The 23,733-nt window shown below is 54.7% G+C and carries 22 protein-coding genes; 12 read left to right on the top strand and 10 right to left on the bottom strand.

The genetic code is table 11. From position 1 onward, the window contains the following. Positions 1-90 precede the first annotated feature (90 nt). Positions 91-1,965, bottom strand: coding sequence for a cobaltochelatase subunit CobT (gene cobT, locus FAP39_RS04020; protein ID WP_138015099.1), 1,875 nt, complete (start codon positions 1,963-1,965; stop codon positions 91-93). A 152-nt stretch (positions 1,966-2,117) separates the two neighbouring features. Then, complete coding sequence (gene cobS / locus FAP39_RS04015) at positions 2,118-3,104, bottom strand: cobaltochelatase subunit CobS (protein WP_138015098.1); 987 nt, start codon at positions 3,102-3,104, stop codon at positions 2,118-2,120. A gap of 198 nt (positions 3,105-3,302) precedes the next feature. On the opposite strand from cobS, the gene msrB reads away from it, so the two are divergent. Together msrB and FAP39_RS04005 are read left to right on the top strand one after the other, a co-directional pair. Then, complete coding sequence (msrB, locus tag FAP39_RS04010) at positions 3,303-3,779, top strand: peptide-methionine (R)-S-oxide reductase MsrB (RefSeq protein ID WP_138015097.1); 477 nt, start codon at positions 3,303-3,305, stop codon at positions 3,777-3,779. A 79-nt stretch (positions 3,780-3,858) separates the two neighbouring features. After that, a complete protein-coding gene (locus FAP39_RS04005) occupies positions 3,859-5,541 on the top strand; it encodes a COG3904 family protein (protein WP_138015096.1) in 1,683 nt (560 codons plus the stop codon). 56 nt (positions 5,542-5,597) lie between these two features. Here FAP39_RS04005 and FAP39_RS04000 read toward each other — a convergent pair whose 3' ends face one another. Continuing rightward, on the bottom strand, positions 5,598-6,221 hold the full coding sequence (locus FAP39_RS04000; RefSeq protein WP_138015095.1) for a DnaJ domain-containing protein: 624 nt from the start codon (positions 6,219-6,221) through the stop codon (positions 5,598-5,600). Positions 6,222-6,294: 73 nt separating this feature from the next. Between FAP39_RS04000 and FAP39_RS03995 the strand changes: the two genes are divergently transcribed. Next, complete coding sequence (locus FAP39_RS03995; protein WP_138015094.1) at positions 6,295-6,552, top strand: BolA family protein; 258 nt, start codon at positions 6,295-6,297, stop codon at positions 6,550-6,552. Between the two features lies 1 nt (position 6,553). Here FAP39_RS03995 and FAP39_RS03990 read toward each other — a convergent pair whose 3' ends face one another. From FAP39_RS03990 to pepN, 5 genes are all read right to left on the bottom strand, one after another. Further along, positions 6,554-7,072, bottom strand: a complete 519-nt coding sequence (locus tag FAP39_RS03990) for a DUF4177 domain-containing protein (RefSeq protein WP_138015093.1) — start codon at positions 7,070-7,072, stop codon at positions 6,554-6,556. Positions 7,073-7,152: 80 nt separating this feature from the next. Beyond that, the gene (locus FAP39_RS03985) at positions 7,153-7,638 is read right to left on the bottom strand and encodes a thioesterase family protein (RefSeq protein WP_138015092.1); all 486 of its coding nucleotides are present in this window, start codon (positions 7,636-7,638) and stop codon (positions 7,153-7,155) included. Between the two features lie 149 nt (positions 7,639-7,787). Continuing rightward, entirely contained in the window at positions 7,788-9,299 is a 1,512-nt protein-coding gene (gene gatB / locus FAP39_RS03980) for an Asp-tRNA(Asn)/Glu-tRNA(Gln) amidotransferase subunit GatB (RefSeq protein ID WP_138015091.1), read from the bottom strand. Positions 9,300-9,373: 74 nt separating this feature from the next. After that, positions 9,374-10,681, bottom strand: a complete 1,308-nt coding sequence (locus tag FAP39_RS03975) for a hypothetical protein (RefSeq protein ID WP_138015090.1) — start codon at positions 10,679-10,681, stop codon at positions 9,374-9,376. A gap of 231 nt (positions 10,682-10,912) precedes the next feature. Next, positions 10,913-13,489 (bottom strand): aminopeptidase N, encoded by a 2,577-nt coding sequence (gene pepN, locus FAP39_RS03970; RefSeq protein ID WP_138015089.1) that lies wholly within the window; start codon positions 13,487-13,489, stop codon positions 10,913-10,915. Positions 13,490-13,713: 224 nt separating this feature from the next. Here pepN and FAP39_RS03965 point away from each other — a divergent pair, with 224 nt between their 5' ends. The 5 genes from FAP39_RS03965 to FAP39_RS03945 all read left to right on the top strand — a co-directional run bounded on the left by FAP39_RS03965 (position 13,714) and on the right by FAP39_RS03945 (position 18,672). After that, positions 13,714-15,846, top strand: coding sequence for a malate synthase G (locus FAP39_RS03965; RefSeq protein WP_138015088.1), 2,133 nt, complete (start codon positions 13,714-13,716; stop codon positions 15,844-15,846). Positions 15,847-15,927: 81 nt separating this feature from the next. Continuing rightward, positions 15,928-16,356 carry a GlcG/HbpS family heme-binding protein gene (locus tag FAP39_RS03960; protein WP_138015087.1) on the top strand — a complete coding sequence of 143 codons (429 nt, stop codon included), beginning with the start codon at positions 15,928-15,930 and terminating at the stop codon, positions 16,354-16,356. A 62-nt stretch (positions 16,357-16,418) separates the two neighbouring features. Next, positions 16,419-17,198, top strand: a complete 780-nt coding sequence (locus FAP39_RS03955; RefSeq protein WP_138015086.1) for a gamma-glutamyl-gamma-aminobutyrate hydrolase family protein — start codon at positions 16,419-16,421, stop codon at positions 17,196-17,198. Between the two features lie 188 nt (positions 17,199-17,386). Continuing rightward, positions 17,387-18,037: an acrylate utilization transcriptional regulator AcuR gene (gene acuR, locus FAP39_RS03950; protein ID WP_138015085.1), complete on the top strand. Its 651-nt coding sequence runs from the start codon at positions 17,387-17,389 to the stop codon at positions 18,035-18,037. 62 nt (positions 18,038-18,099) lie between these two features. Further along, positions 18,100-18,672 (top strand): peroxidase-related enzyme, encoded by a 573-nt coding sequence (locus FAP39_RS03945; RefSeq protein ID WP_138015084.1) that lies wholly within the window; start codon positions 18,100-18,102, stop codon positions 18,670-18,672. A gap of 69 nt (positions 18,673-18,741) precedes the next feature. On the opposite strand, the gene FAP39_RS03940 is transcribed toward FAP39_RS03945, so the two are convergent. After that, positions 18,742-19,119 (bottom strand): MmcQ/YjbR family DNA-binding protein, encoded by a 378-nt coding sequence (locus FAP39_RS03940; RefSeq protein ID WP_138015083.1) that lies wholly within the window; start codon positions 19,117-19,119, stop codon positions 18,742-18,744. A 5-nt stretch (positions 19,120-19,124) separates the two neighbouring features. Then, positions 19,125-19,877: an SDR family NAD(P)-dependent oxidoreductase gene (locus FAP39_RS03935; protein ID WP_138015082.1), complete on the bottom strand. Its 753-nt coding sequence runs from the start codon at positions 19,875-19,877 to the stop codon at positions 19,125-19,127. Positions 19,878-20,014: 137 nt separating this feature from the next. On the opposite strand from FAP39_RS03935, the gene FAP39_RS03930 reads away from it, so the two are divergent. From FAP39_RS03930 to FAP39_RS03915, 4 genes are all read left to right on the top strand, one after another. Next, complete coding sequence (locus FAP39_RS03930) at positions 20,015-20,968, top strand: MBL fold metallo-hydrolase (protein WP_138015081.1); 954 nt, start codon at positions 20,015-20,017, stop codon at positions 20,966-20,968. Between the two features lie 190 nt (positions 20,969-21,158). Next, on the top strand, positions 21,159-21,578 hold the full coding sequence (locus FAP39_RS03925) for a rhodanese-like domain-containing protein (RefSeq protein WP_138015080.1): 420 nt from the start codon (positions 21,159-21,161) through the stop codon (positions 21,576-21,578). After that, positions 21,575-22,027, top strand: a complete 453-nt coding sequence (locus FAP39_RS03920; protein ID WP_138015079.1) for a methyltransferase family protein — start codon at positions 21,575-21,577, stop codon at positions 22,025-22,027. The genes FAP39_RS03925 and FAP39_RS03920 overlap by 4 nt, the downstream gene beginning before the upstream one ends. Before the next feature lie 131 nt (positions 22,028-22,158). Continuing rightward, entirely contained in the window at positions 22,159-23,730 is a 1,572-nt protein-coding gene (locus FAP39_RS03915; protein WP_138015078.1) for a Re/Si-specific NAD(P)(+) transhydrogenase subunit alpha, read from the top strand. The last annotated feature ends 3 nt before the right edge of the window (positions 23,731-23,733 follow it).

The raw sequence follows: 23,733 nt of genomic DNA, 5'->3' as shown, positions 1-23,733 counted from the left end.
GGCAGTGCCGCACTTGGGGTCGTTCTTGCATCTCTGTACGCACTGTTCGGGGCGCGTGATATATATCCAAATCGGCCGCGGCCGCAGTGGCTAGCCGGTTTTGCGCATCCCAAGAACCCGTGCGCGTTTGCGCGGGTCGCTGTCAAACAGACTTGCTAGCTGTTCGGTCATGGCTCCGGCAAGCTGTTCGACATCGGTGATGGTGACGGCACGGTCATAATACCGCGTCACGTCGTGGCCGATCCCGATGGCCAACAGTTCAACCTGTTTGCGGCGTTCCACCATGGCGATCACATCGCGCAGGTGCTTTTCCAGATAATTGGCCGGATTGACCGACAGTGTCGAGTCATCCACAGGCGCGCCGTCTGAAATCACCATCAAAATTTTGCGGGCTTCGGGGCGGCCAGCCATACGGCGGTGTGCCCACTCAAGCGCCTCACCGTCGATGTTTTCCTTGAGCAGCCCTTCTTTCATCATCAATCCCAGATTTGGGCGCGCCCGCCGCCACGGGGCGTCTGCTGATTTGTAGATGATATGGCGCAGGTCATTCAAACGTCCCGGTGTTTGCGGCCGTCCGTCATTGAGCCATTTCTCACGACTTTGGCCACCTTTCCACGCGCGCGTGGTGAAACCGAGAATTTCGACTTTGACGTTACAGCGCTCAAGGGTGCGTGCCAAAACATCGGCACAAATCGCTGCAATCGAAATGGGACGTCCGCGCATGGACCCCGAATTGTCCAGCAACAATGTCACCACTGTGTCGCGGAACTCGGTGTCTTTTTCCATCTTGAACGACAGGGGGGTGGTCGGGTTGGCAACCACGCGCGCCAAGCGTCCGGCATCCAGAATGCCTTCTTCTAGGTCAAACTCCCAAGACCGGTTTTGCTGGGCCTGCAAGCGACGCTGCAATTTGTTGGCAAGACGGCTTACGGCGCCCTTAAGTGGCTCGAGCTGTTGATCCAGATAGGCGCGCAACCGCTCCAGTTCGACCGGCTCAGCAAGGTCTTCGGCACGAATTTCTTCGTCATGTTCAGCGTTAAACACGACATAGTTCGGGTCCGCATCCGAAATCGGCTGTGGGGCAGGGGGCTCGAGAGGCGCTTCGCCTTCGGGCATTTCCACATCTTCGCCCATCTCGTCGTCGGCCATTTCGTCCATCGAGACCTGAGCCTCGGACATGTCCTGTTGCTGGTCTTGGGCCTGTTCGGGATTGGCTTCGGCCTCGTCGTCCTGACTGTCATCCTGACCACTGCTATCTGGATCGGGCTGTTCTTCGGCGCTGTCGTCTACATCATCTTCTTGATCGTCGGTCTGATCAGGGTCGTCGCCCAGTTGATCGCCATAGCCAAGATCCTTGATGATCTGGCGGGCAAATTTGGCAAACCCCTGCTGGTCAGACAGCATGTCTTGCAAGTCATCCAGCGTGCCACCAGCGTTTTTTTCGATGTGGTCACGCCAGAGTTCCATGACGTTTTGCGCCCCCGCAGGCAAATCCCGTCCGGTGGCGAGGTGGCGGATCAGATATCCCGCCGCCACAGGCAGCGGCGCATCTGCAGGCGTGGTCAGCTTGTCATAGCCGCGCCCGGCGGCCTCGTGCCCGATTTTGGCATCAATATTGCCCGCAGTGCCGGGCATATCACGCGCGCCCATCGCCTCGCAGCGGGCGGTTTCCAAGGCTTCATAAAGGTCGCGAGCCATCCCGTCGCTGGGGGCATAGCGTGCGTGTGTCTCGCCGTTGTGGTACTTGCGATGCAACGCCAGCGCGTCCGCCGTACCGCGTGCCAAAAGCACCTCGTCGCGGGTCATGCGACGGCTGACTTGGGGCAGACGCATCTGTTCGCCCGAAACGCCGGATGGATCAACGGTATAGGTCACCGACAGATCAGGGTCGTTGGCCATCACTTTTGTGGCTTCGGCCAGCGCCTTTTTGAACGGATCGGCGGGGTTGTCAGATCGTTTGCTCATGAGATTATTCTAGTATCCAAAAGGCGACAAAATCCATAGAGAACTACACCGCAATTTTCCGTTGGCTTCCCCTTCTACGAGGTATTGGCCGAATCTCGACCCGTCCCCGATTTGTGCCCCATCCAACACGAATATTGGACAGGGTGGGAAACTTAACCCAAGCTTACGCTTGCCGCACTTTCGGGCAGTTCTTCGTCGAACAGGCGCTGATAGAATTCGGCCACGGTCTGGCGTTCGAGCTCGTCACATTTGTTCAGGAAGGTCAGGCGGAAGGCATAGCCCACGTCGCGGAAGATTTCCGCATTTTCTGCCCATGTGATGACGGTCCGTGGGGACATGACGGTCGACAGATCGCCGTTCATGAACGCAGTCCGTGTCAGATCGGCGACGGTGACCATCTGTTTGACGGTCTTGCGGCCTGCTTCGGTGTTGTAATGCGGGCTTTTGGACAGAACGATATTGGTTTCTGCATCAATCGAAAGATAGTTCAGCGTGGCCACCAAAGACCAACGGTCCATCTGGGCTTGGTTGATTTGCTGGGTGCCGTGATACAAGCCGGTAGTGTCGCCCAAGCCCACAGTGTTTGCAGTGGCAAACAGACGGAAATAGGGATGCGGTTTGATGATTTCGTTTTGATCCAACAGGGTCAGCTTGCCGTCTGTTTCCAGAACGCGCTGAATGACAAACATCACGTCTGCACGGCCCGCATCATATTCGTCGAACACAATGGCCACAGGGTTGCGCAAGGCCCACGGCAGAATGCCTTCGTGGAATTCGGTGACCTGTTTGCCATCCTTGAGCTTGATGGCGTCTTTGCCGATCAGATCGATCCGGCTGATGTGGCTATCAAGGTTCACACGCACAGCGGGCCAGTTCAGGCGGGCGGCAACCTGTTCGATGTGGGTTGATTTCCCTGTGCCGTGGTACCCTTGAATCATCACGCGGCGATTGCGCGAAAATCCTGCCAGAATGGCCATCGTGGTATCCGGATCAAACTTATAGGTCGGGTCCAATTCTGGCACGCGATCCGTATGATCCGCAAAGCCTTTGACCGTCATGTCTGTGTCGATACCGAACACTTCACGTACCGAAATATCCTCGGTTGGTTTCGCCGTGATATCAATCAAACTGTCAGCCATCTGTCCTGTTCCTCTCGTGCCGGGCGCGATCCCGGGGCAATATTCTCAAAATATGTGCTGCACCATATCGCCATCCGCCGCAAGGGAAAGGGTGAAAATCGACGTGGCGTTGTCACAATTCTCGCGACCTCGTGCGTAGGCGTTAATTGCATTGTGTCCAGTGGATTGTAACATTCTATTTCAAACAGGGAGAAGACAATGCAAAGACGAATGGTCTTGGGCGGTGCAGTAGCCGCGATAGGCGTGGCGATGTGGTCTGGCCGTGCGGTCCGCGCGGCTGAAGAAATGTTTGAAGTGACGCACACAGAGGCGCAATGGCGATCCATGTTGACGCCGCTCCAGTACAAGGTCATGCGCCAAGAAGGGACAGAGCGGGCTGGCAGCTCGCCTTTGGACAAGGTTTATGACAAAGGGACCTATCATTGTCGCGGGTGCGATTTACCGTTGTATTCAAGCAAGCATAAATACGACAGCGGCACAGGTTGGCCGAGTTTTTACAAATCCAAACGCAATGCCATTGGGACCAAAGAAGACAACAGGCTGTTTTCGGTCCGCACAGAATGTCATTGCCGCCGGTGCGGCAGTCATCTTGGACATATTTTTGATGATGGCCCTAAACCGACCGGAAAACGCCATTGCCTGAACGGGGTGTCGCTGGTGTTCCATCCGGCCTGAGGCACGTGTTGATTGGTTTCTGATCCTGCGCATAATGACCCTATTCATATTGAAAGGTCATTGTGCGATGCAGAGGGCTATGAACCGATACGTCATTGCAGCTATTGGGCTGGCCGTTGTTTTGATTCTGAATGCGCCTTTGGTTAAGGCTGCAGATATTACACTTCAGGCACGAAATGACGTACGCAACGAATGTATGTTTGAGCGTTACAAGCCCTGGAGCCTGAATGCTCTGGATTTCTACGGCAAGGACCGATGGGAGTATATCGGGGGACAGTGGACGGGGGATGCCTGCAAGGCAGGGACGGCCAAGGCCCATTCTGGCGACACCCAGCCGCTTAGGACAGAGAGGTTTTACGAGTCTCCTGAATACTATTTTTGGCGTGGGGACCGATCCGGCGGAGAACGCATTCTCTCGATTGATGTAGAGCGGTCTCTGCGCCTTAACCATGATGATGCGGCGTTTTATTCTGTTTCGTTTGGGCGCGTCATCGAAATTTCCGGCATGATCAAAAAGGGCGACGCAGATCGTTTGGCGCAGTTCGTGCAATCCCGTGGATTGTTGAATTGTCTTGAGGCAGGATATTGCCCGGTCAACAACGTGATTTCGCTCAACAGTCCCGGCGGCAACCTCAGTGAGGCACTTAAGATCGCCAAGTATATCCAGAAAAATCAGTTTATTACCCTTCTAGACAAGGATGCCACTTGCGAGTCGGCCTGTAGTTTTATCTTTTTCGCTGGGTTCTCTGAATACGAGGGATATTTTCATTCGCGACGCTTTGCGCATGACACGGCAAAACTGGGGGTGCATCGGCCTGCGGTCACACTTCCTAAAGATACATTTTCCAGCGATCGCGTAGAGCAGATCATCAAGCTGGTTGATGATGTGAAGGTCGAAGCGGTGCGCCAGTTTATTGCTGCAAAGGTCGATCTGACGATTCTGGAACAGATGTATGCCACGTTGTCGAGCGAGATGTACCATCTGTCGGTGCCCGAACTACAGTTGATTGCGACCGTGTTCGAAAGCCCGCCGTCTCGGGCCAAGTCCCTGAACCGCTCAGGGGTGCTTGCGTTATGTTCAGGTCTGTATCGGCAAGAATATGGCAACCCAAACGCCCAGATACTTCAGACGTTGGATGTCCGGTCGGACAGCTTTGTGGCCTATGACCCGCACGGAGAGTTCGTATGCTATGGTGCAAAAACCTCTTTTGGTGAATGGGTGTATGACTCTTGCGGAGAGACACGGAATATTGGCGATTGTGCGATGCATTTTCTTGGGTGTCGTCCGTCTGCAAGGGCCAAAGAATTTTGGAGTATATATGAACCCTCGGGTGCGAACTGCTCAAAAGAAGAAACTGACTATACAGATATTTTCGCCGAAGACGTCGCACGGGGAAACTTGGGCGAGGCGTTGGATTTTATGCGCGGGGCGGACCGTCAAAAGGCGGCCAGAAACGCACTCTCGGGTGACACCGGGTGGATGTTGCCAACTTGGGTAGATGCAGCCGTGCCACCTACGGCGTTTTGCGGCGCGATCGATTTTCGTGACCCAATGGTCGCGCGATCCTTACAATCGCTTTTGGACCGTGGCGGATTTGACCCCGGAGGCATTGACGGGATGCTTGGCGCGGGCAGCTTTGAGGCAATCGCACGCGCCAATCGTGCGTTGTTGAATTCGCAGTCGGACGCGCCAAGCAGAAACTTGTTGATTGCCTTGGGTATGACAGCTCAACAGGTGGATACATTGGTGTTGTGTCAATGAAATCGGGCAGAAGGGTGCCCCTTCTGCCCGTCAATCTCACGTGTTCGAAACCGCGCTTATCTAAAGCTTTTGCTGTCCTTAAGCTGATCCCAAGCCCAGACAACTTCTTGAAGCTGTTCTTCTTGGCTTCGGTCGCCACCATTCATGTCGGGGTGCAATACTTTGATAAGCTTTTTATAGGACTTGCGGATTTCCGCCTTGGCCCAGTGATCTTTGGCTTCCAAAATTTCGATTGCACGGCGTTCGGTTGGTGGCAAACGACGACCGCCGCCGCCGCCTTTGCCGGGGTTCTGAGTGGCATTAGCGCCCAGAACCTGATGCGGGTCTTCAATGCCCAAGCGCGCCCAAGCCCGTTTTTCGGGATCGCCCATAGGCTTGGTTTCGCGTTCCCAAACTTTGTCTTTGGATTGCTGTGCGTTCATCTCTGCTTCGGTGGTGCCATCAAAGAAGTTCCACTTGAGATTATATTCACGCACGTGTTCTTGGCAGAACCATTTGAATTCGTCCAAGACATCTGGGGCCTTGGGGGCGCGGAACTTGCCGGCCTCTTGGCAACCTTCGTGTTCGCACTGGCGCGTGGATGTCTGGGATTCCCCTGACATGCCGCGACGGCCACGTGGATTTTTCTTTTTTGCCGTTGAAACGGACATATCAAAACCGAAGGGATCTGGTTTGGGCATGGTCTTACCTTTCCGACTCGAGGCGGAGAGTTTAGTCTATATGTCAGCAGATAGAAGAGGCTGGAGCCAAAAAATGTCAGTGACACAAGAAATTCATGAACGGCTGACCACAGCCTTTGCCCCAACGGCCCTTGATGTGGTGGATGATAGCGAAAGTCATCGCGGTCATGCAGGGCATTCCGGCAGTGGCGAGAGTCATTTTAACGTGATGATCCGCGCAAAATCTTTTGAGGGCCTGACCCGTGTTGCGCGTCATCGTGCGGTTCACAAAGCACTTGGCGCAGATCTTGTCGGACGCATTCATGCGCTGGCGCTGGATATCGACACCTAACTTATTCGGCGGCAATATCTGGCCCGTCGGCGTCCAAAGCCTCTGCCCGTCGGCGCAGGGCAATGGGCAGGTGCTCGCCGATATTTTGACCCTCTGGGTCGACAAAGAAGTCATCCTCTGCCCGGCTTTCAGGTCCCAAGGTTAGCGGTGGCGCCTTGTCTGGCTCGGCGCGGGTGCTGGGCGGGCTGTGATCCGCCGCGGGTGTCTCTGGGGCTTGGCTAGAGGCCGCAATGCGCGCCAACGACGGTCGCTCAAGTTGACGTGGTTGAAAGGCGCTTAGGTCAGTCAGGCGTGGCTTGCGAAAGACCATCACATTGCGAAAGGCGGTGTGTTGAGCCGACAGACCGGACCGCTCTTGGCATGGCAATGTCTCGGTACGCTGGAACTCCCATCCGTCCTGGGCCATCTCGTTCATGATGGTTTCAATCGCATAGGCGAACTTTTGATCTGACCCACGAATGCCGCGCGCCTTGCGGCCTTTGGTTGGCGCGGGAACGACCTTGTAATCATATACTGTCATAATAATCACTGCACTTGCTCAATACACCAAGTATATCAAGGTTTGGCGCGTTCGTCTGCATATGATTTTGGCGTGCGGGCCTAGGTGGCCTTGCGTGGAATGCCCATCGTTCGACCTACACGGTCGGGTTTGGGCAGGTGCGCATGGGCTTTGCCCAACGCGATGACGTTTTGAAAGATGTCATCCGGCATGGCAGCAACACGGGGACCTTTGGTATCAATGTGCAGGCCGAGCCCTTCTCCGGTGGCGGCAACCCATCCGTCTTCGTGGCGCAATTCCTGGTAAAAGTGAAAGCGCTTTTCGTCAAAGTCCAACAGTTGAAACGAGGCGCGCACCTGACTGCCCAAATGCAGCTCGCGGATATAACAGACATGAAATTCCGCCGAGAAGGTCGTGAAACCGCGCTCGGCGATATAGTCTGGTCCAAATCCCATTTTCTTCCAGAGATGGTCAACGCCAGTGTCAAACAATACGTTGTAATATGCCATGTTCAGATGACCGTTATAGTCGATCCAATCTGGGTTAATTTCCATCGGGTCTGACAAAAAAGGGGCAGCAAACTGCATGGTGTATCCTCTGGAAAATGCGGCTGATTTGGGCATCTTATCGCAGCGGGTGCGCAAGGCGAGGGGGCGAGCGTGACAACGCCACGTCAATGTATCGGAAAAATTGGGGTTTCAAGAGCACCGCATGATGCTCTTGAAAGGAGCGGGATCTATTGTGCCAGCTTTTGCGCAACCAATTGGTTCACGGCCTTTGGATTGGCTTTGCCGCCAGTGGCTTTCATGACCTGACCAACAAACCACCCCGCAAGCTTGGGGTTTTGTTTGGCTTTTTCGACTTGAGCAGGGTTGGCCGCGATGATTTCGTCCAACGCCGCTTCGATCGGGCCCATGTCTGTGACTTGTTTCATACCGCGTGAGTCGACGATCTCTGCCGGGTCACCGCCCTCGGTGTACACAATTTCAAAAAGATCCTTGGCGATCTTGCCCGAAATGGCGTCCGACGAGATCAGATCAATGATGCCGCCCAATTGGGTTGGAGAAACCGGCGATTGTGAAATGTCGTGATCTTCTTTCTTGAGGCGCCCAAACAGTTCATTGATGACCCAGTTCGCAGCGAGTTTTCCATTCCGGCCGTCGGCAACGGCTTCAAAGTACTCTGCATTTTCTGCATCCGCCGTCAAAACGCTGGCATCATACTCAGACAGGCCAAAGTCTTTGATGAAGCGGGCCTTTTTCTCATCTGGAAGCTCGGGCAAAGACGCGGCGATGGCATCGACCCATGATTGTTCGATTTCAAGTGGCAGCAAATCCGGATCGGGGAAATACCGATAATCATGCGCTTCTTCTTTCGAGCGCATGCTGCGGGTTTCGTTTTTGTCCGGATCATACAGGCGCGTTTCCTGTGTGACCTCTCCACCGCCCTCGACAATTGCGATCTGGCGACGGGCTTCGACGTCGATGGCGGCCTGAATAAAGCGCATCGAGTTCATGTTCTTGATTTCGCAGCGCGTGCCCAGATGCGAAAAGTCCTGTGTTTCTTGGTATTTTTCGTATTGTCCGGGACGACAAATCGATACGTTTACGTCAGCACGCAGGTTTCCGTTTTGCATGTTGCCATCACAGGTCCCCAGATACCGAAGGATCTGGCGCAGCTTGGTGACATAGGCCGCGGCCTCTTCTGGTCCACGAATGTCAGGGCGGCTCACAATTTCCATCAGCGCCACGCCGGTCCGGTTCAAGTCGACGAAAGACATGTTGGGGTCCATGTCGTGGATGGATTTGCCTGCGTCTTGTTCCATGTGGATACGTTCGACACGCACCAGACGCGCCACGCCGGGGCCCATATCGACCAGAATTTCACCTTCGCCTACGATGGGGTGGTACAGTTGCGAAATCTGATAGCCTTGGGGAAGGTCTGGATAGAAATAGTTTTTGCGATCAAAGGCGGACCAGAGGTTGATCTCTGCCTTGAGGCCCAAACCCGTACGCACGGCTTGTTCTACGCAATATTCGTTGATCACAGGCAACATGCCGGGCATGGCGGCGTCGACAAAGGCTACGTTGCTGTTTGGCTCGGCCCCGAACTTGGTTGAGGCGCCTGAAAACAGTTTCGCATTGGAGCTGACCTGCGCGTGCACCTCGAGCCCGATGACCAATTCCCAGTCATGCTTGGCGCCCGCAATGATTTTGGGCTTTGGGGTTTCATATGTCAGGTCAAGCATCTGCAGGACTCCTTTGAACGCAACTGGATCGGGTTCTAAGACAGTGCCGTTGCAGGAGCAAGGGGGCAGGGGGACTATGGGTTGATTTGGGTGATGCCGTCGCGTTCAAAACGGACGGTTTGACCGGTTTGCAGGCTGTTGAGAAACGGGATTGCCACCGCATACAAGGCGGTTTCACGCCCCTTTTGCGCCAAACGATCCGGCGAGATAATGCGGGCGGTATTTTCAAATCCGATTTCCGCATGACCCCACACCAAGGGGTGCACCTCTCGCAGGTGGTCCCGCACTACCATCTCAAACCCGTGTTTCAGGGTTGCGGCAAGCTCTGGCTGGGTGCCGGATTCATGATATCGCTGCCGTGCTGTTTGCCAGCTTTGGAACAGATGCGCGGCAAGCAAGTTGGCCGTATGCTGGTCCTTGCGCAGCCGCAGGATGTCATAAACACCTTCCAGAAAATACTCGGCTTCGATCATGCCAAACCCATTGGGGTCAACCAACAACGCGTCGAACCAAACCCATGTATAGGCCCCAGCGCCCCAATTTTCATAGGTACGCGCAGCAATACGGCGGGCATGCAGGTCAAGTTGCGCATAATCGCCATACCAACGTGGCAAAAGATAGTTCCCCAACGATCGCATGTGGCGCGGGTTCATCGGGTCCAGATCAATCAGGCCCTCAAATTCTCGCACCAACTGGCTTGCTGGGTGGGAGTGCCCGGGGAGCAACGCACAGCGTGCCGCACACAACGCCGGAGATTGAAGGCCAGTCGCGCAAAAGTCGCGCAAGATGTCTGCTGCACGTGTGAAATGGGCGTCAAATGCTTCGCGATTTATGTCGCTGATATCGGTGTTGGCCCGTGCCCCACGCCACGCCCAACCGATGTCGATGTGCATATGAGCGACAATCAACGCCAAGGCGTAATTCTCTGGGTCTTCCATCAAGACGCCCTCAAAGGCCTCAACACCCGAGAAAAAGTCCGAATCTTTGGCGGGCCGCCCATGCAGCAGCGAGTGTTCTGCAGCGCGCACCACATCTGCACGCGCCCCGAACAACAGCAAATCTGCCATCGGCATGCCTGTCGCCGTCGCTGCGCGCGCCGTGTCATAAGACCGGATTGCTTCGCTCAGTTCGTCCCAGCGCTCTTGGCGGGCCAGAAAAAGGCCACGATCTTGGACTTCGTCGCATTTCTCTTGCTCGGGTGTATTGTCGGCGATCGGGATATGCAGCCGATCTAGGTGACTGTGAAATCGAAGAGGAGATTGATCCGCGTCGTCGTCAGCGGGATCTTTTTTTCGAGACAAAGGCATCTTTTGCGCAAAAGAGTGAAGCGACGGCGCAAAGCGTTCCGTGAACTTCGAGGTTTTGTCTGAAAAACGAGTCATTGGTTACATCGGCTCCTGTGAATGTCGCCAATATGCAGGCGTATTCGGGCCGAAACGTGGCACCTTATTGGAATAATCCAGACGGTTTTGGTGTTTATTTGCGATGAGCCGATACCCGCCATCGTGAGCAAAGGCGACAGAACAGGCTGGTTGTGATCCCAGATATTGCAGATTGCGAGCATGGCGAAGTGGTCGCCATGCTCGCGATGTTTTTGTTGGGTGGCTGTTTGGTTACCCCAAGATGCGCGTGATCATTTCGGACGTGTCACGGCTTAGATTAGGTGTTGCCACTAGGCGTTCAAGTTGCGCGCGCAACAGGGCCTGACGTCCGGCATCATATCTGGTCCAGGTTTGGAATGCGCTGCACATGCGGGCTGTGGTTTGCGGGTTGAGCGGGTCGAGCTTGATCAGCCAATCGGTCAACAACGTATAGGCCGCGCCCCCGTCATGGTGGAACCCGGCGTGATGCATCGACAAAGCCCCCATGACAGCACGGAACCGGTTGGGGTTTTTCATGTCAAAGTCTGCATGGAGTGTCAGGCGGCGGGTGGTGTCCGCGACGTCTTCGGGTTTGGCTTGCATGATCTGCAAGCTGAACCATTTGTCCATCACAAGGCGGTCGTGCGACCATTGCGCCTCGAATGCCGCAAGATGGTCATCGCCCGCCCCGACATCCAGCAATGCGGCAAGGGCGGCAAGCTGCTGTGTCATGTTGTCGGAGTTCTGATATTGCAGCGCCGCAGTGGCACCGCCATCCTGACGCGACAACAGGGCCAGCGCGGCATTGGCCAAGGCGCGTTTGCCGACGGCCTCGGCGTCTGGTGAAAACGGACCTGTTACCTGATTTTGCGCATAAAGATCCGGCAGCATATCGGCCAGAGTTTCGGCCTTGGCGGCGCGCAGGGTTTCGCTTGCGTCGTGAATGGCCTGCGGGTCAGGCGCGGTGCTGGATTCATGCAGAATCCCCGCGAGCTCTGACTGGGTGGGTTGGCCAAACATCAATGCGCGGTACGCGGGGTCCAATGTCGTGTCAGACAGGACCGCGACAAGCCCACTTAGATAGTCGGGATTAGGGGCGGAACCCGTGGTGATGCTGTCAACCAGAGAGGCCCGCGCAAGCATGCGGCCAGCTTCCCAACGATTGAACGGATCGGTGTCATGCGCCAACAAGAACGCTCGGCGTGAATTGCCGCCTTCTTGGGTCAGCATCACGGGCGCAGAGAAATTGCGCAAGATCGATGGCGTCGGGCGTGCAGACATCCCAGAAAAGGAAAAGCTCTTTTCGTCTTGGTCAAGTTCCAGAACTTGCGTGGGCAGTATTTCGTTGCCCGCGTCGTCAAGCAGCCCGACCGCGACCGGAATGACCTGTGGCAGTTTGTTGGGCTGTTCGGTCGATGGGGCAGTGGATTGTGACATATGCAAGGTGAAGGTGTCACCATCATAGTCTTCGCGCACGGTGACCTGTGGCGTGCCTGATTGTGAATACCAGCGCTTGAATTGGCTCAGGTCCCGGCCGGTGCTGTCTTGGAAGACCTTTAACCAGTCTTCGATTGTGGCCGCGTCGCCGTCGTGTCTGTCAAAATAGAGATCCAGCGCCTTGGCATAGGCGGCATCCCCGACAAGCGTTTTGAGCATGCCAATGACTTCGGCACCTTTTTCGTACACGGTGGCGGTGTAAAAGTTGTTGATCTCCTGAAAGCTTTCGGGGCGGACAGGATGCGACAGGGGCCCTTGATCTTCGGGGAACTGACGGGCGCGCAAGGCCAGAACATTGTCGATACGTGCGACAGGGGCGCTGCGCTCATCTGCTGTGAACTGATGATCGCGAAAAACGGTCAGACCTTCCTTAAGGCAAAGCTGGAACCAGTCACGGCAGGTAATGCGGTTGCCTGTCCAGTTATGGAAATACTCGTGTGCAATGATGGCTTCGATCCGCTCGAAATTGGCATCGGTGCTGGTTTCCGCGCTGGCCAGAACACAGGACGAATTGAAGATGTTGAGCCCTTTGTTTTCCATAGCGCCCATGTTGAAGTCATCGACCGCAACGATATTGAATTCGTCGAGATCATATTCGCGGCCATACACGTCTTCGTCCCAGCGCATGGACTTCTTAAGCGCATCCATCCCAAAGCTGCATTTGTTTTCATCCCCCGGGCGCACCCAGATCGCAAGCTGAACGGTTTTGCCAGACATGGTGACGATGCTGTCTTGATGCGCGACAAGATCTCCCGCAACCAAGGCAAACAAATAGGCCGGCTTCGGCCACGGGTCATGCCAGACCGCAAACTGTGCATCTGAATTCGAAAGCGCCCCTGTTTCGACCTTGTTGCCGTTCGACAAAAGCTGGGGGGTGGTGTCTGTGTTGCCTTCAATACGGACAGTGAATACCGACATGACATCGGGGCGGTCAGGATAATAGGTGATTTTGCGAAAACCTTGGGCCTCGCATTGGGTGCAATACATGCCATTCGACATATAGAGCCCTTCTAGCGCGGTATTGGCCTGCGGGTTTATTTCGACCTCGGTTTCCCACACGAACGGGGCGTTGGGAACATCTGCTTCAAGACCACCTTCGATCAGACGCGGTGCAATATCTTGGCCGTCGATTTTGGCAGAAATCAACTTGAGATCTTCGCCATGCAGGAAAAAGCATGGGTCGCTGGCCTCGGGGTTTGGGCGCAATGAGAGCCGGCTGATGACGCGCGTGGCTGTCGGGTCCAGCCGAAACGTGAGATCGACAGCATCGATAATATACCCAAAGGGCGTGTAATCCTTAAGATAGATCGTCTGGGGGCTGGCGTCGCGCATGGCGGTCTCCTGTATCATCATTGGGTCAAGATGTAGCGCATCACGAGCCATGCGCAAGGTGGCATGCCCGATCAAGCGCCTGTCAAAATCTGTTTTGCCAGTTTCAGGAAAATCTTGAAGAACCCTTAGGGATTCTGAGGATGTCAACTTTGTTGCCTATAGGAAACTTCTGATTTATCGAATACGGTATGCCGTTGTGTACGGGTGGGTTTGGAGCGAAGAAAATGACAACACGGATTGAAAAAAGCGGACTGCAAGTTGACCCCGTATTGGTGGATTTCATCGAGGCGCAAGCCCTTGCTGGAACCGGTGTGTCGGCAGATGCATTCTGGGCGGGCCTAAGTGACCTTGCGCATGACCTTGGTCCCAAAAATCGTGCGTTGTTGGCAGTTCGCGAAGACATGCAGCAAAAGGTTGATGCATGGCATATGTCCCGCAAAGTGCAGGCTCATGATGCGGATGCATATGAGGCGTTCTTGCGTGAAATCGGATATTTGTTACCCGAAGGTACAGATTTTGACATTCAGACCGCCAATGTGGACCCCGAAATTGCTTTGGTTCCCGGGCCACAGCTTGTTGTGCCGATCACCAATGCCCGCTTTGCGTTGAATGCGGCCAATGCGCGGTGGGGGTCATTATATGATGCCCTATATGGTACGGATGCCATGGGGGATCTTCCTGTTGGCAAGGGATACGATGCGGCACGCGGCGCACGTGTCATTGCGTGGGGACGCACGTTTTTGGATCAGGCCGCGCCGTTGGCGACCGGATCGTGGGCCGACGTGGGCCCGATGTCTGTGATTGATGGCGCGCTCTCAGTGCCGCTTGCGGACAAGGCTCAATTTGTCGGCTATGCAGGTGTTGCCAGCGCGCCCGACCGTATCTTGCTTAAGAATAACGGGTTGCACGTCGTGCTTGAGGTGAACAGTCAGGGGAATATCGGCAAAACTGATACCGCGGGTATCGATGATATTACGCTTGAGTCCGCTCTGTCGACGATCATGGATTGCGAAGATTCCGTGGCCTGTGTGGATGCCGAAGACAAGGTTCTGGCGTACGGAAACTGGCTTGGGTTGATGCGCGGGGATTTGGCTGAAACAGTTGAAAAGGCCGGACAGGTGTTTGATCGGACACTCAAGGCAGATGTCACCTATTGCACACCTGATGGTGCCAACGCGTCTCTTAAGGGACGGTCTTTGATGCTGGTGCGCAACGTGGGTCATTTGATGACCAATCCCGCGGTTTTGGATCGTGACGGTCTGGAAATTGGCGAAGGTCTGATGGATGCGCTGACCACCGTGATGATTGCGATGCATGACCTGCAGCGCGACAGCGGAAATTCGGTGCATGGCTCGGTGTATGTGGTCAAGCCCAAGATGCACGGGCCCCAAGAGGTCGCGTTTACCGATGAAATCTTTGACAAAGTCGAAGACATCCTTGGTTTGCCGCGCCATACGGTGAAAATCGGCATCATGGATGAAGAGCGTCGGACCTCGGTGAACCTCAAGGAATGTATTCGGGCCGCCCAGCATCGTGTGGCCTTTATCAACACCGGATTTTTGGATCGGACGGGCGATGAAATCCATACCTCGATCGAGGCGGGGGCCTTCTTGCGCAAAGGCGAGATGAAAACGACGCCTTGGATTTTGTCTTACGAAGACCGTAATGTCGACATCGGCTTGGCCTGCGGCTTGCAAGGCAAAGCGCAGATCGGCAAAGGGATGTGGGCCATGCCCGATTTGATGGGGGCCATGCTTGAAGCCAAGAGCGGGCACCCGATGTCTGGTGCAAATTGCGCGTGGGTGCCTTCCCCGACCGCAGCAACCCTGCACGCCACACATTATCACAAGATTGATGTTCTGGCCCGACAGGACACGCTTAAGGCCCACGGGGCACGCGGAACGCTGGCAGATTTGCTGACCATTCCGGTGATGGCAGGTGAAAACCTGTCTGACGCCGAAATTGCCGAAGAAATCGAAAACAATGCGCAAGGTATTCTTGGATATGTGGTGCGTTGGATCGACCAAGGCGTTGGATGTTCCAAAGTGCCCGATATCCATGATGTGGGATTGATGGAAGATCGTGCCACCTGCCGGATTTCAAGTCAGGCGCTTGCGAATTGGCTGCACCATGGGGTGGTCAGCGAGGCCCGCGTCATGACCGCAATGCAAAAAATGGCCGCTGTGGTTGATCGTCAAAACAGCGGTGATCCGCTGTATCGGCCTATGGCCCCTGACTTTGACGGCATTGCGTTCCAAGCGGCCTGTGATCTGGTGTTTCGCGGGCGTGTCCAGCCTTCTGGATATACAGAACCGGTTTTGCATGCGCGGCGTCTGGAACTAAAGGCGTCTTTGTGATCTGAAGGACAAGGCAGGGCGTATCACCTGATGGGGGTGGGCCTTGCCGTATGATCCTTTGGCAACATGAAAGACACTCCAATGGCTGATATTTCCCTTCGCAAGGCGCGTACAATCATTCGTAAGGCATTTGAAAAGGGCCGCGAGATGCAGCTTCGGCCGCTGTCAGTGGTTGTTCTGGATGCTGGCGGACATGTGCAAGCCTTTGAACGCGAAGATGGCGCAGCTCCGGGGCGTTTCCCAATCGCGCACGGCAAGGCCTATGGCGCGGTTATGTTGGGGATGTCGGGATCGGCACAAATGGCGCGTGCAGAACAGCAACCTTACTTTATGGCGGCGGTCAATGGCGTGTATGGCGGCCAAGTGATCCCTGTGCCCGGCGGTGTACTGGTGCGCGACAAAAAGGGCGTGGTGATTGGTGCCGTTGGATTGACTGGCGATACCTCTGACAATGACGCAATTGCTGCGATGGCGGGGATTGACGCTGCGGGATTGATTGGCGAGGCCTGATACCCGTTTGCGCATACCGAAAGCCGTGCCTATGTTGGTGCCAAAATCCAGATGAGGTATCTATGGCACGGCCAGTTGTTGGAATTATCGGCAATCAGTATTTGCTAAATGATCAATATCCTGCCCACGCAGGAGGTACCATGAACTCCGAGGCGGTGTCGGGTGTGTCTGGATGTATGCCATTGTTGATCCCTGCCGACCCACGGTTTGTGTCTGTTGAGGAACTGCTAGAGCGCTGCGATGGCTTTTTATTGACAGGGGGGCGCCCAAACGTTCACCCCGAGAACTATGGCGAAGCCGCCACCGAGGCGCATGGCGACTTTGATCGTGCACGCGATGCGATCGTGCTCCCGCTTGTGCGGGCCTGTGTCGAAAGCGGCCAGCCGTTTCTAGGCATTTGCCGCGGGTTCCAAGAAGTGAACGTTGCGATGGGCGGGTCACTGTATCCCGAAATTCGCGACTTGCCCGGACGTGACAATCACCGCATGCCACCTGACGGCACTTTGGAAGAAAAATTTGCGCTGCGCCATTGTGTCGAGTTCACCGAAGGTGGTGTGTTTCATGATCTGATGGGCGCACCAAAGGTCATGACCAATTCACTGCACGGGCAGGGCATAAAAACCGCAGGCACGCGTGTCGTTATTGAAGGGTATGCGCCAGATGGCACGCCCGAGGCGACCTATATCAAAGATGCGCCAGGGTTTACATTGGCCGTGCAATGGCATCCGGAATGGGATGCGGCGAATGATCCCGTATCGCGTCCATTGTTCCAAGCTTTTGGTGACGCGGTGCGCATCTGGGCAGCCACACGCGACGCACGTTTGGACCGCTGTCCAGCCTAGCGCCTGTTCCCAGATTCGGTTGGTGACATTGCCTTGTGCGCGCGGTGGAATTTTCAACAGTCGTTGACATAGGGCTAGGTGCGAAGTCTGAGCGCGCTTTATGTGTTGAATTCACAGAATTTATTCTACGATAATTTAAACATATTCAGATGGTTGATTTTTATAGACGACCGGTCTAAAAGATCATCATGCAGCACCACGTACAAGACACCCAAAAAGCAAATGCGCCGCGTCGGGGGCGCCCTAAAAAGGCAGGCACCGAGCGGCTTGAGACCCGAGAACGTCTGGTGCGTTGCGGGATCGAATTTCTAACCGAACAAGGCTATGCGCAAACCGGCATAAACGATGTGCTCAGGAAGGTCGGCGTGCCCAAAGGGTCGTTTTACCATTATTTTTCGAGCAAAGATGATTTCTGCCGCGCGGTCATTGATGGCTATGCGCTGTATTTTGCCAAAAAACTGGACCGCTGGTTGCTGGTCGAGACCCGCGCGCCGTTGGATCGATTGCGTGATTTTGTCGAGGACGGCAAGCGTGGGCTAGAGCGGTTTTCGTACCGCCGTGGGTGTTTGATTGGCAACCTTGGTCAGGAACTTGGCGCTACGCAAGATCAGTTCCGTACTCCGCTCGAAGCGGTGTTCCAAGATTGGCAACGTCGCGTTCAGACCTGTCTGCAGCTGGCTCAGGACGCGGGTGACATCTCACCTGATGCAGATTGTGCCAGATTGGCTGCATTTTTCTGGATTGGGTGGGAGGGGGCCATCTTGCGCGCAAAGCTGGTGCAAAGTTCCGAGCCTGTCGATCTGTTTGCAGAGACGTTTTTCAACACTCTGCCCCGATAATACGCGTTTTCCACTGCGGTGGTGGGCGCTTTGAAAATATTGCTTTTGAAAAGGATACTGCCATGACCGACGCTCCAATCAGCCGATTTCCAATTCCCGACATCAACGACATGCCCGAAGATATCAAAACGCTGTTGTTGACGGTTCAGGAAAAGCTTGGGTTCATCCCAAATGTATTTTTGACATTGGCGCACCGACCAGATGAATTCCGTGCATTTGTGGCGTATCATGATGCGCTCATGGAGCGTGACAGCGGCGTGACCAAAGCCGAACGCGAAATGATTGTGGTCGTCACATCCAGCGACAACAATTGTCAGTATTGCGTTGTGGCGCATGGGGCAATTTTGCGTATTCGCGCCAAAGATCCGCTGATTGCGGATCAGGTTGCCGCCAACTATCGCAAAGCGGATATCACGCCACGCCAGATGGCCATGCTGGATTTTGCAATGAAAGTGTCAAACGATGCACGCGCGATTTGTGACGAAGACTTTGATCTGCTTCGGGGGCACGGGTTCTCGGACGAAGATGTCTGGGACATCGCTGGCGTGACAGCCTTTTTCGGGTTGTCCAACCGCATGGCCAACTTTACGTCCATGCGCCCGAACGATGAATTTTACATGATGGGCCGCAAATAGCGGTAGCCCAAGAAAACCTGTCATGCCCACGGTTTATTGTGAGGGCATGACAGGGTGTTTAGCTGATCCCTAGAGCGCCTCGGGTGGGGTTAGCGGTATCCCCAGCTCAAGGCGTTTCTTTTTGGAAAGACCGGTCGACACAATCCAATAGGACAGAGCAATGTGACGACACAGCTCTTCATCGCCAAGCCCAGGGGCGCAGTAGTGCTGTAACCATTTCATTCCTCGCGATGCGAGGTAAGGCGCTGGGCGAATTCCAGGCGTGCTTTGCAAGACTTCAAAGGCAATATCCGAGACCTTGAACGTAAAGGCGTCTTGGCCATCGCTCCAGCCACAGATTGCAAAGACCTTGTCCGCGACCTTCCACACGTCCGCATTCCCCCATTGGACAACATGCGATGTTGCCGGAAAGGTGGCGCAAAAGGTGTTGAACTCGTCGCGGGTCATCAGGGTTACATTTCACCGCCGGAAATTTGAATGGTTTGTCCGTTGACGCTACCAGAGTTGGGCGCACACAGGAACAGTGCGGCCTCGGCAACTTCTTCGGGGGTGATTAACCGCCCATGCGGATTGACGCCAACCATAAGTTTGCGGGCCTCTGCTTCGGACATGCCTGTACGTTCCATGATTTTCTGGGTGTTGTCCGTGACGATGTCAGTATCCACATAGGCCGGACATAACGCATTAAATGTATAGGGCTTGGTCGCGAAGTCTGCAGACAGAGCCTTGATCATGCCAATGACCGCGTGCTTTGACGTCGAATAACACGGAGCGCCCTTGAGACCGCGCAAACCGGCAATTGATGAGACTGCAATGACCCGCCCCCAATCTGTCGTCACCATAGATTTCAGGCATTCGCGAATGGTCAGATAACATCCATCGACGTTGATCCCCATCATGTGCCGCCAAAACGCCATATCCGTATTATGAAGTGCGCGACCTTCGGCGATGCCAGCGTTGGGTACACAAATCTGGATGGGGCCGCGCGCGGCGACGGCAGCGGCCACGCCTTCGACAACTGACGCCTCGTCGGCAACATCCATTTGGATGGCGTGCAAACCGTTGTTTGCGTGCTCTTCAAGCACATTGAGGCGTCGGCCCGTGATGGTGACTTGGGCGCCTTGATCTGCCAAGGCCCGCGCGATGGCCAGTCCAATTCCTGTTCCGCCGCCGGTCACCAGTGCGTGTTTTCCTGTTAGGGTCATGTTGTCCTCCTTGTTTGGTTCACCTTACGAGGGCAGGGGGCTGTGACAAGACGCGCCGTTCCGTCACTTTATTATTCATTCACATTTGTGAATTTGTGCATTATTGCTAAATTCAGCTATCAACAGGAGACACGCTGATGACCCGATTGACAGGAATTGCCACGGCTCTGTCCGTTTTTGCGACCATGGTTTTTGCAAGCGAAGACATCCCGGATCAGTATCCTCAGTCGGAGTTGTACTCAAAACCTGTTGAGGTCATTCCACATGTGTTTTCCGCCATCGGAGCCACAGCGCCACCGACTTATGAAAACTCTGGCCACAATAACAACTTGTCCTTTGTTGTCACAAGCGAAGGTGTGGTTGTCGTGAATGGCGGTGCCTCTGTGCGTCTTGCCAAGGCGCTGCATGATGAAATTAAACAAATCACCGATCAACCCGTCGTGCTTGTCGTGAATGAAAACGGTCAGGGGCATGCCATGTTGGGCAATGCATACTGGATGGATCAAGGGGTCGACATTTTGGCCCATGTGGACGCCATCGAAGCCTTTACTTCAGAGGCCGATTTCATTTTGCAGGGTATGGAGCGGTATAACCGCGACAAGGCCGAAGGGACACGCACGGTTGTTCCCAACCTGAGCTTTACAGACACCTATGATCTCGAACTGGGGGGCGTGAAGTTCGAAATCATGCACCTTGGTTCAGCGCATGACCCGGGCGATACCCAAGTCTGGATTCCACAATGGGGCATGATGATTGCCGGCGATATCGCGTTTCACGAGCGGATGTTGCCAATTTTCGAAGGTATCTGCACGAGCTGCTGGATCGAGACATGGGAAAATGGGCTTGAACCCTTGGCACCGACATATCTGATTCCTGGTCACGGGCACCCAACGAACCTTGCTCAGGTCCGCCGCTTTACACGTGATTATCTGGTCGATCTGCGCACAAAAATCGGCGCCCACATCGAAGATGGTGGGGATTTGTCCACGGCCTATTATGTGGACCAAGAGCGTTGGAAAACTCTGGACACCTTCGAAGAACTTGCCACAAAAAATGCCGGACGTGTTTTTGAAGAAATGGAATGGGAATAGGCAGAGCTGTCGCTTGACCCATTCGCCATCTGGATTGGTCAAGCAAGCGCACCTTTGGCGGGGCCTTGGTTGATGTAAGGCGCCTAAAAGATTTCCATAATTGTATGCACACACAGTAAGTTGTTCTTTTATCCTGTTGCTTGGTGGGTTTCCCTTTGAAAGATGTGTGCAAGAGACTAGGAATACCCATATGAAACTGTTGCATTTTCTTATCGGATTTATCATGTGCGTGACGCCGGTCTGGGCCAGTGATGCCGACGTCTTCGAGGCCGTGGTTGATTACATGGACTTTGCGACATACGAATCCGGGATCATTCTACCGGCCCAATTGGATCAAGACGTGTTTGACGCAGCTGTCTTTGTTGATACCCGCGACGCCGAGCAGTTTGCTGCGGGTCATATCGCCGGAGCGGTCAATATTGAATGGCGCGACATTCCCTCACGGTTAAGCGAACTGCCGGAAACTGGTCTGGTGGTTCTGTATTGCAATACTGGCACACTGTCTTCGCAGGCTACGTTTGCCGCCCGTCTGTTAGGGCGCGAAAATGTGGTTGTCTTGCAGACAGGCATGCGTGGCTGGTCAGAAACGGCGGTCTATAAACCCGAATGAAAAACTGGATCGATATTCCTCCGGTATGGCTTGTGGCCATGCTGGTCTTGGCTTGGGTTCAATCGACCCAATACACTTTGGGCCTTAGCTTTGGCGGCGCGTGGGCCGACTTTGCAGGGGGCATCCTTGTCGGTGGCGGATTTGTCCTGATGCTTTTGGCGTTTACAGAAATGCGCAAGCAAAAGACGACTCTTGTGCCGCACCGCGATGCCGATCGCTTGGTCACATCGGGTATTTTTAAACGTAGCCGCAACCCCATCTATATCGGGGACGCACTGATTCTGGCGGGTTTTATCTTGCGATGGGATGCGGTTTTGGCGCTGCCATTGGTGCCTGTATTTGTTTGGATTATTGAAAAACGGTTTGTCATTCCAGAAGAAAACCGGTTGCGCCGAAAGTTCAGAATGGATTTCGCGCGCTACTGCGAAAAAACCCGGCGGTGGGTCTAGTGACGCAACGGCCAAGCAAGTGGGGGGTTCACGCGCTTGTGCCACAAACCATAACACGTTAAAACATTTCGCAAGTGCAGCATGGTCTGCTTGAAATAATCTTGCTCAACGATCTAAGGGGGATAGGAAAAGTGAAAATAGGTACACCAAAAGAGGTGTTTGAAGGGGAAGCCCGCGTGGCAATGACCCCGGACTCCGCTTTGCAGTTGCAGAAACTGGGTTACGAATGCGCCATTGAAAGCGGCGCTGGCGCATCTGCGGGGTTCTCGGACGCCTTGTACGAAGCCGCCGGAGTTGAAGTGCTTAAGACGGCCGCCGCATTGTGGAAAGCCGTGGACATTGTCGCCAAGGTACGTCAACCCGATGCCACAGAACTTAAACGTCTGACCAAAGACAAAACTTTGATTTCATTCTTTAATCCGGCAGGAAACGAAGATGGAATGGAAGCCGCCAAATCCAAGGGCGCAAATGTGATCGCCATGGAAATGGTGCCGCGTATTTCGCGTGCCCAGAAAATGGACGCATTGTCGTCGATGGCCAACATCGCGGGTTATCGGGCTGTCATCGAGGCAGGCAATAATTTCGGTCGTTTCTTTACGGGTCAAATTACCGCTGCGGGTAAAGTGCCGCCAGCCAAGATTTTGGTTGTGGGTGCAGGCGTTGCGGGTCTGGCCGCGATTGGAACCGCGACCAGCCTTGGCGCGATCACTTACGCATTTGATGTGCGCCCCGAAGTGGCCGAGCAAGTCGAATCGATGGGTGCCGAGTTCGTCTATCTGGACTTTGAAGAAGAGCAACAGGATGGCGCGGCCACTGGCGGGTACGCTTCGGTCTCGAGCCCCGAATTCCGCGAAGCCCAGTTGGCCAAGTTCCGCGAACTTGCCCCTGAAGTGGACATCGTGATCACCACGGCGTTGATCCCGAACCGCGAAGCCCCCGAGCTTTGGACCGAAGACATGGTTGCAGCCATGAAACCCGGTTCGGTTATTGTGGACCTTGCTGCGGAAAAAGGCGGCAACTGTAAGCTGACCGTGATGGACGAGAAAATCGTGACCGAGAACGGCGTGACGATTGTTGGGTATACCGACTTCCCGTCTCGTATGGCCTCGCAGGCATCAACCCTTTATGCGACCAACATTCGCCACATGATGACGGATTTGACCCCTGAAAAAGACGGTCAGATCAATCACGACATGGAAGACGATGTGATCCGTGGTGCGACGGTGACCTTTCAAGGCGACATTACGTTCCCGCCGCCCCCTCCCAAGGTGCAGGCCATTGCGGCCAAACCAAAAGAAGTGGTGCCAGAGCTGACGCCAGAAGAAAAGCGCGCCGCCGAAGTGGCTGCGTTTAAGGCGCAAACCAAACAGCAAGTGACCTTGCTGGCTGTGGGCGGTGCTTTGCTCTTGGGCGTAGGTCTTGTCGCTCCGGCAAGCTTTATGCAGCACTTTATCGTGTTCGTGTTGTCGGTCTTTATCGGGTTCCAGGTGATCTGGAATGTGGCGCATTCGCTGCACACGCCTCTTATGGCGGTGACCAATGCGATCTCGTCGATCATCATTCTGGGCGCTTTGATGCAAATCGGATCAAGCAGCTTCTTGGTGATCCTCCTTGCCGCGCTTTCGGTCTTTATGGCTGGGATCAACATCTTTGGTGGCTTCCTCGTAACACGGCGCATGCTTGCCATGTTCCAGAAATCGTAAGGA

It is taken from the genome of Shimia litoralis, from assembly GCF_005518135.1.
Taxonomy (GTDB): domain Bacteria; phylum Pseudomonadota; class Alphaproteobacteria; order Rhodobacterales; family Rhodobacteraceae; genus Shimia_E; species Shimia_E litoralis.
This window is presented reverse-complemented; position numbering and strand designations above follow the sequence as displayed.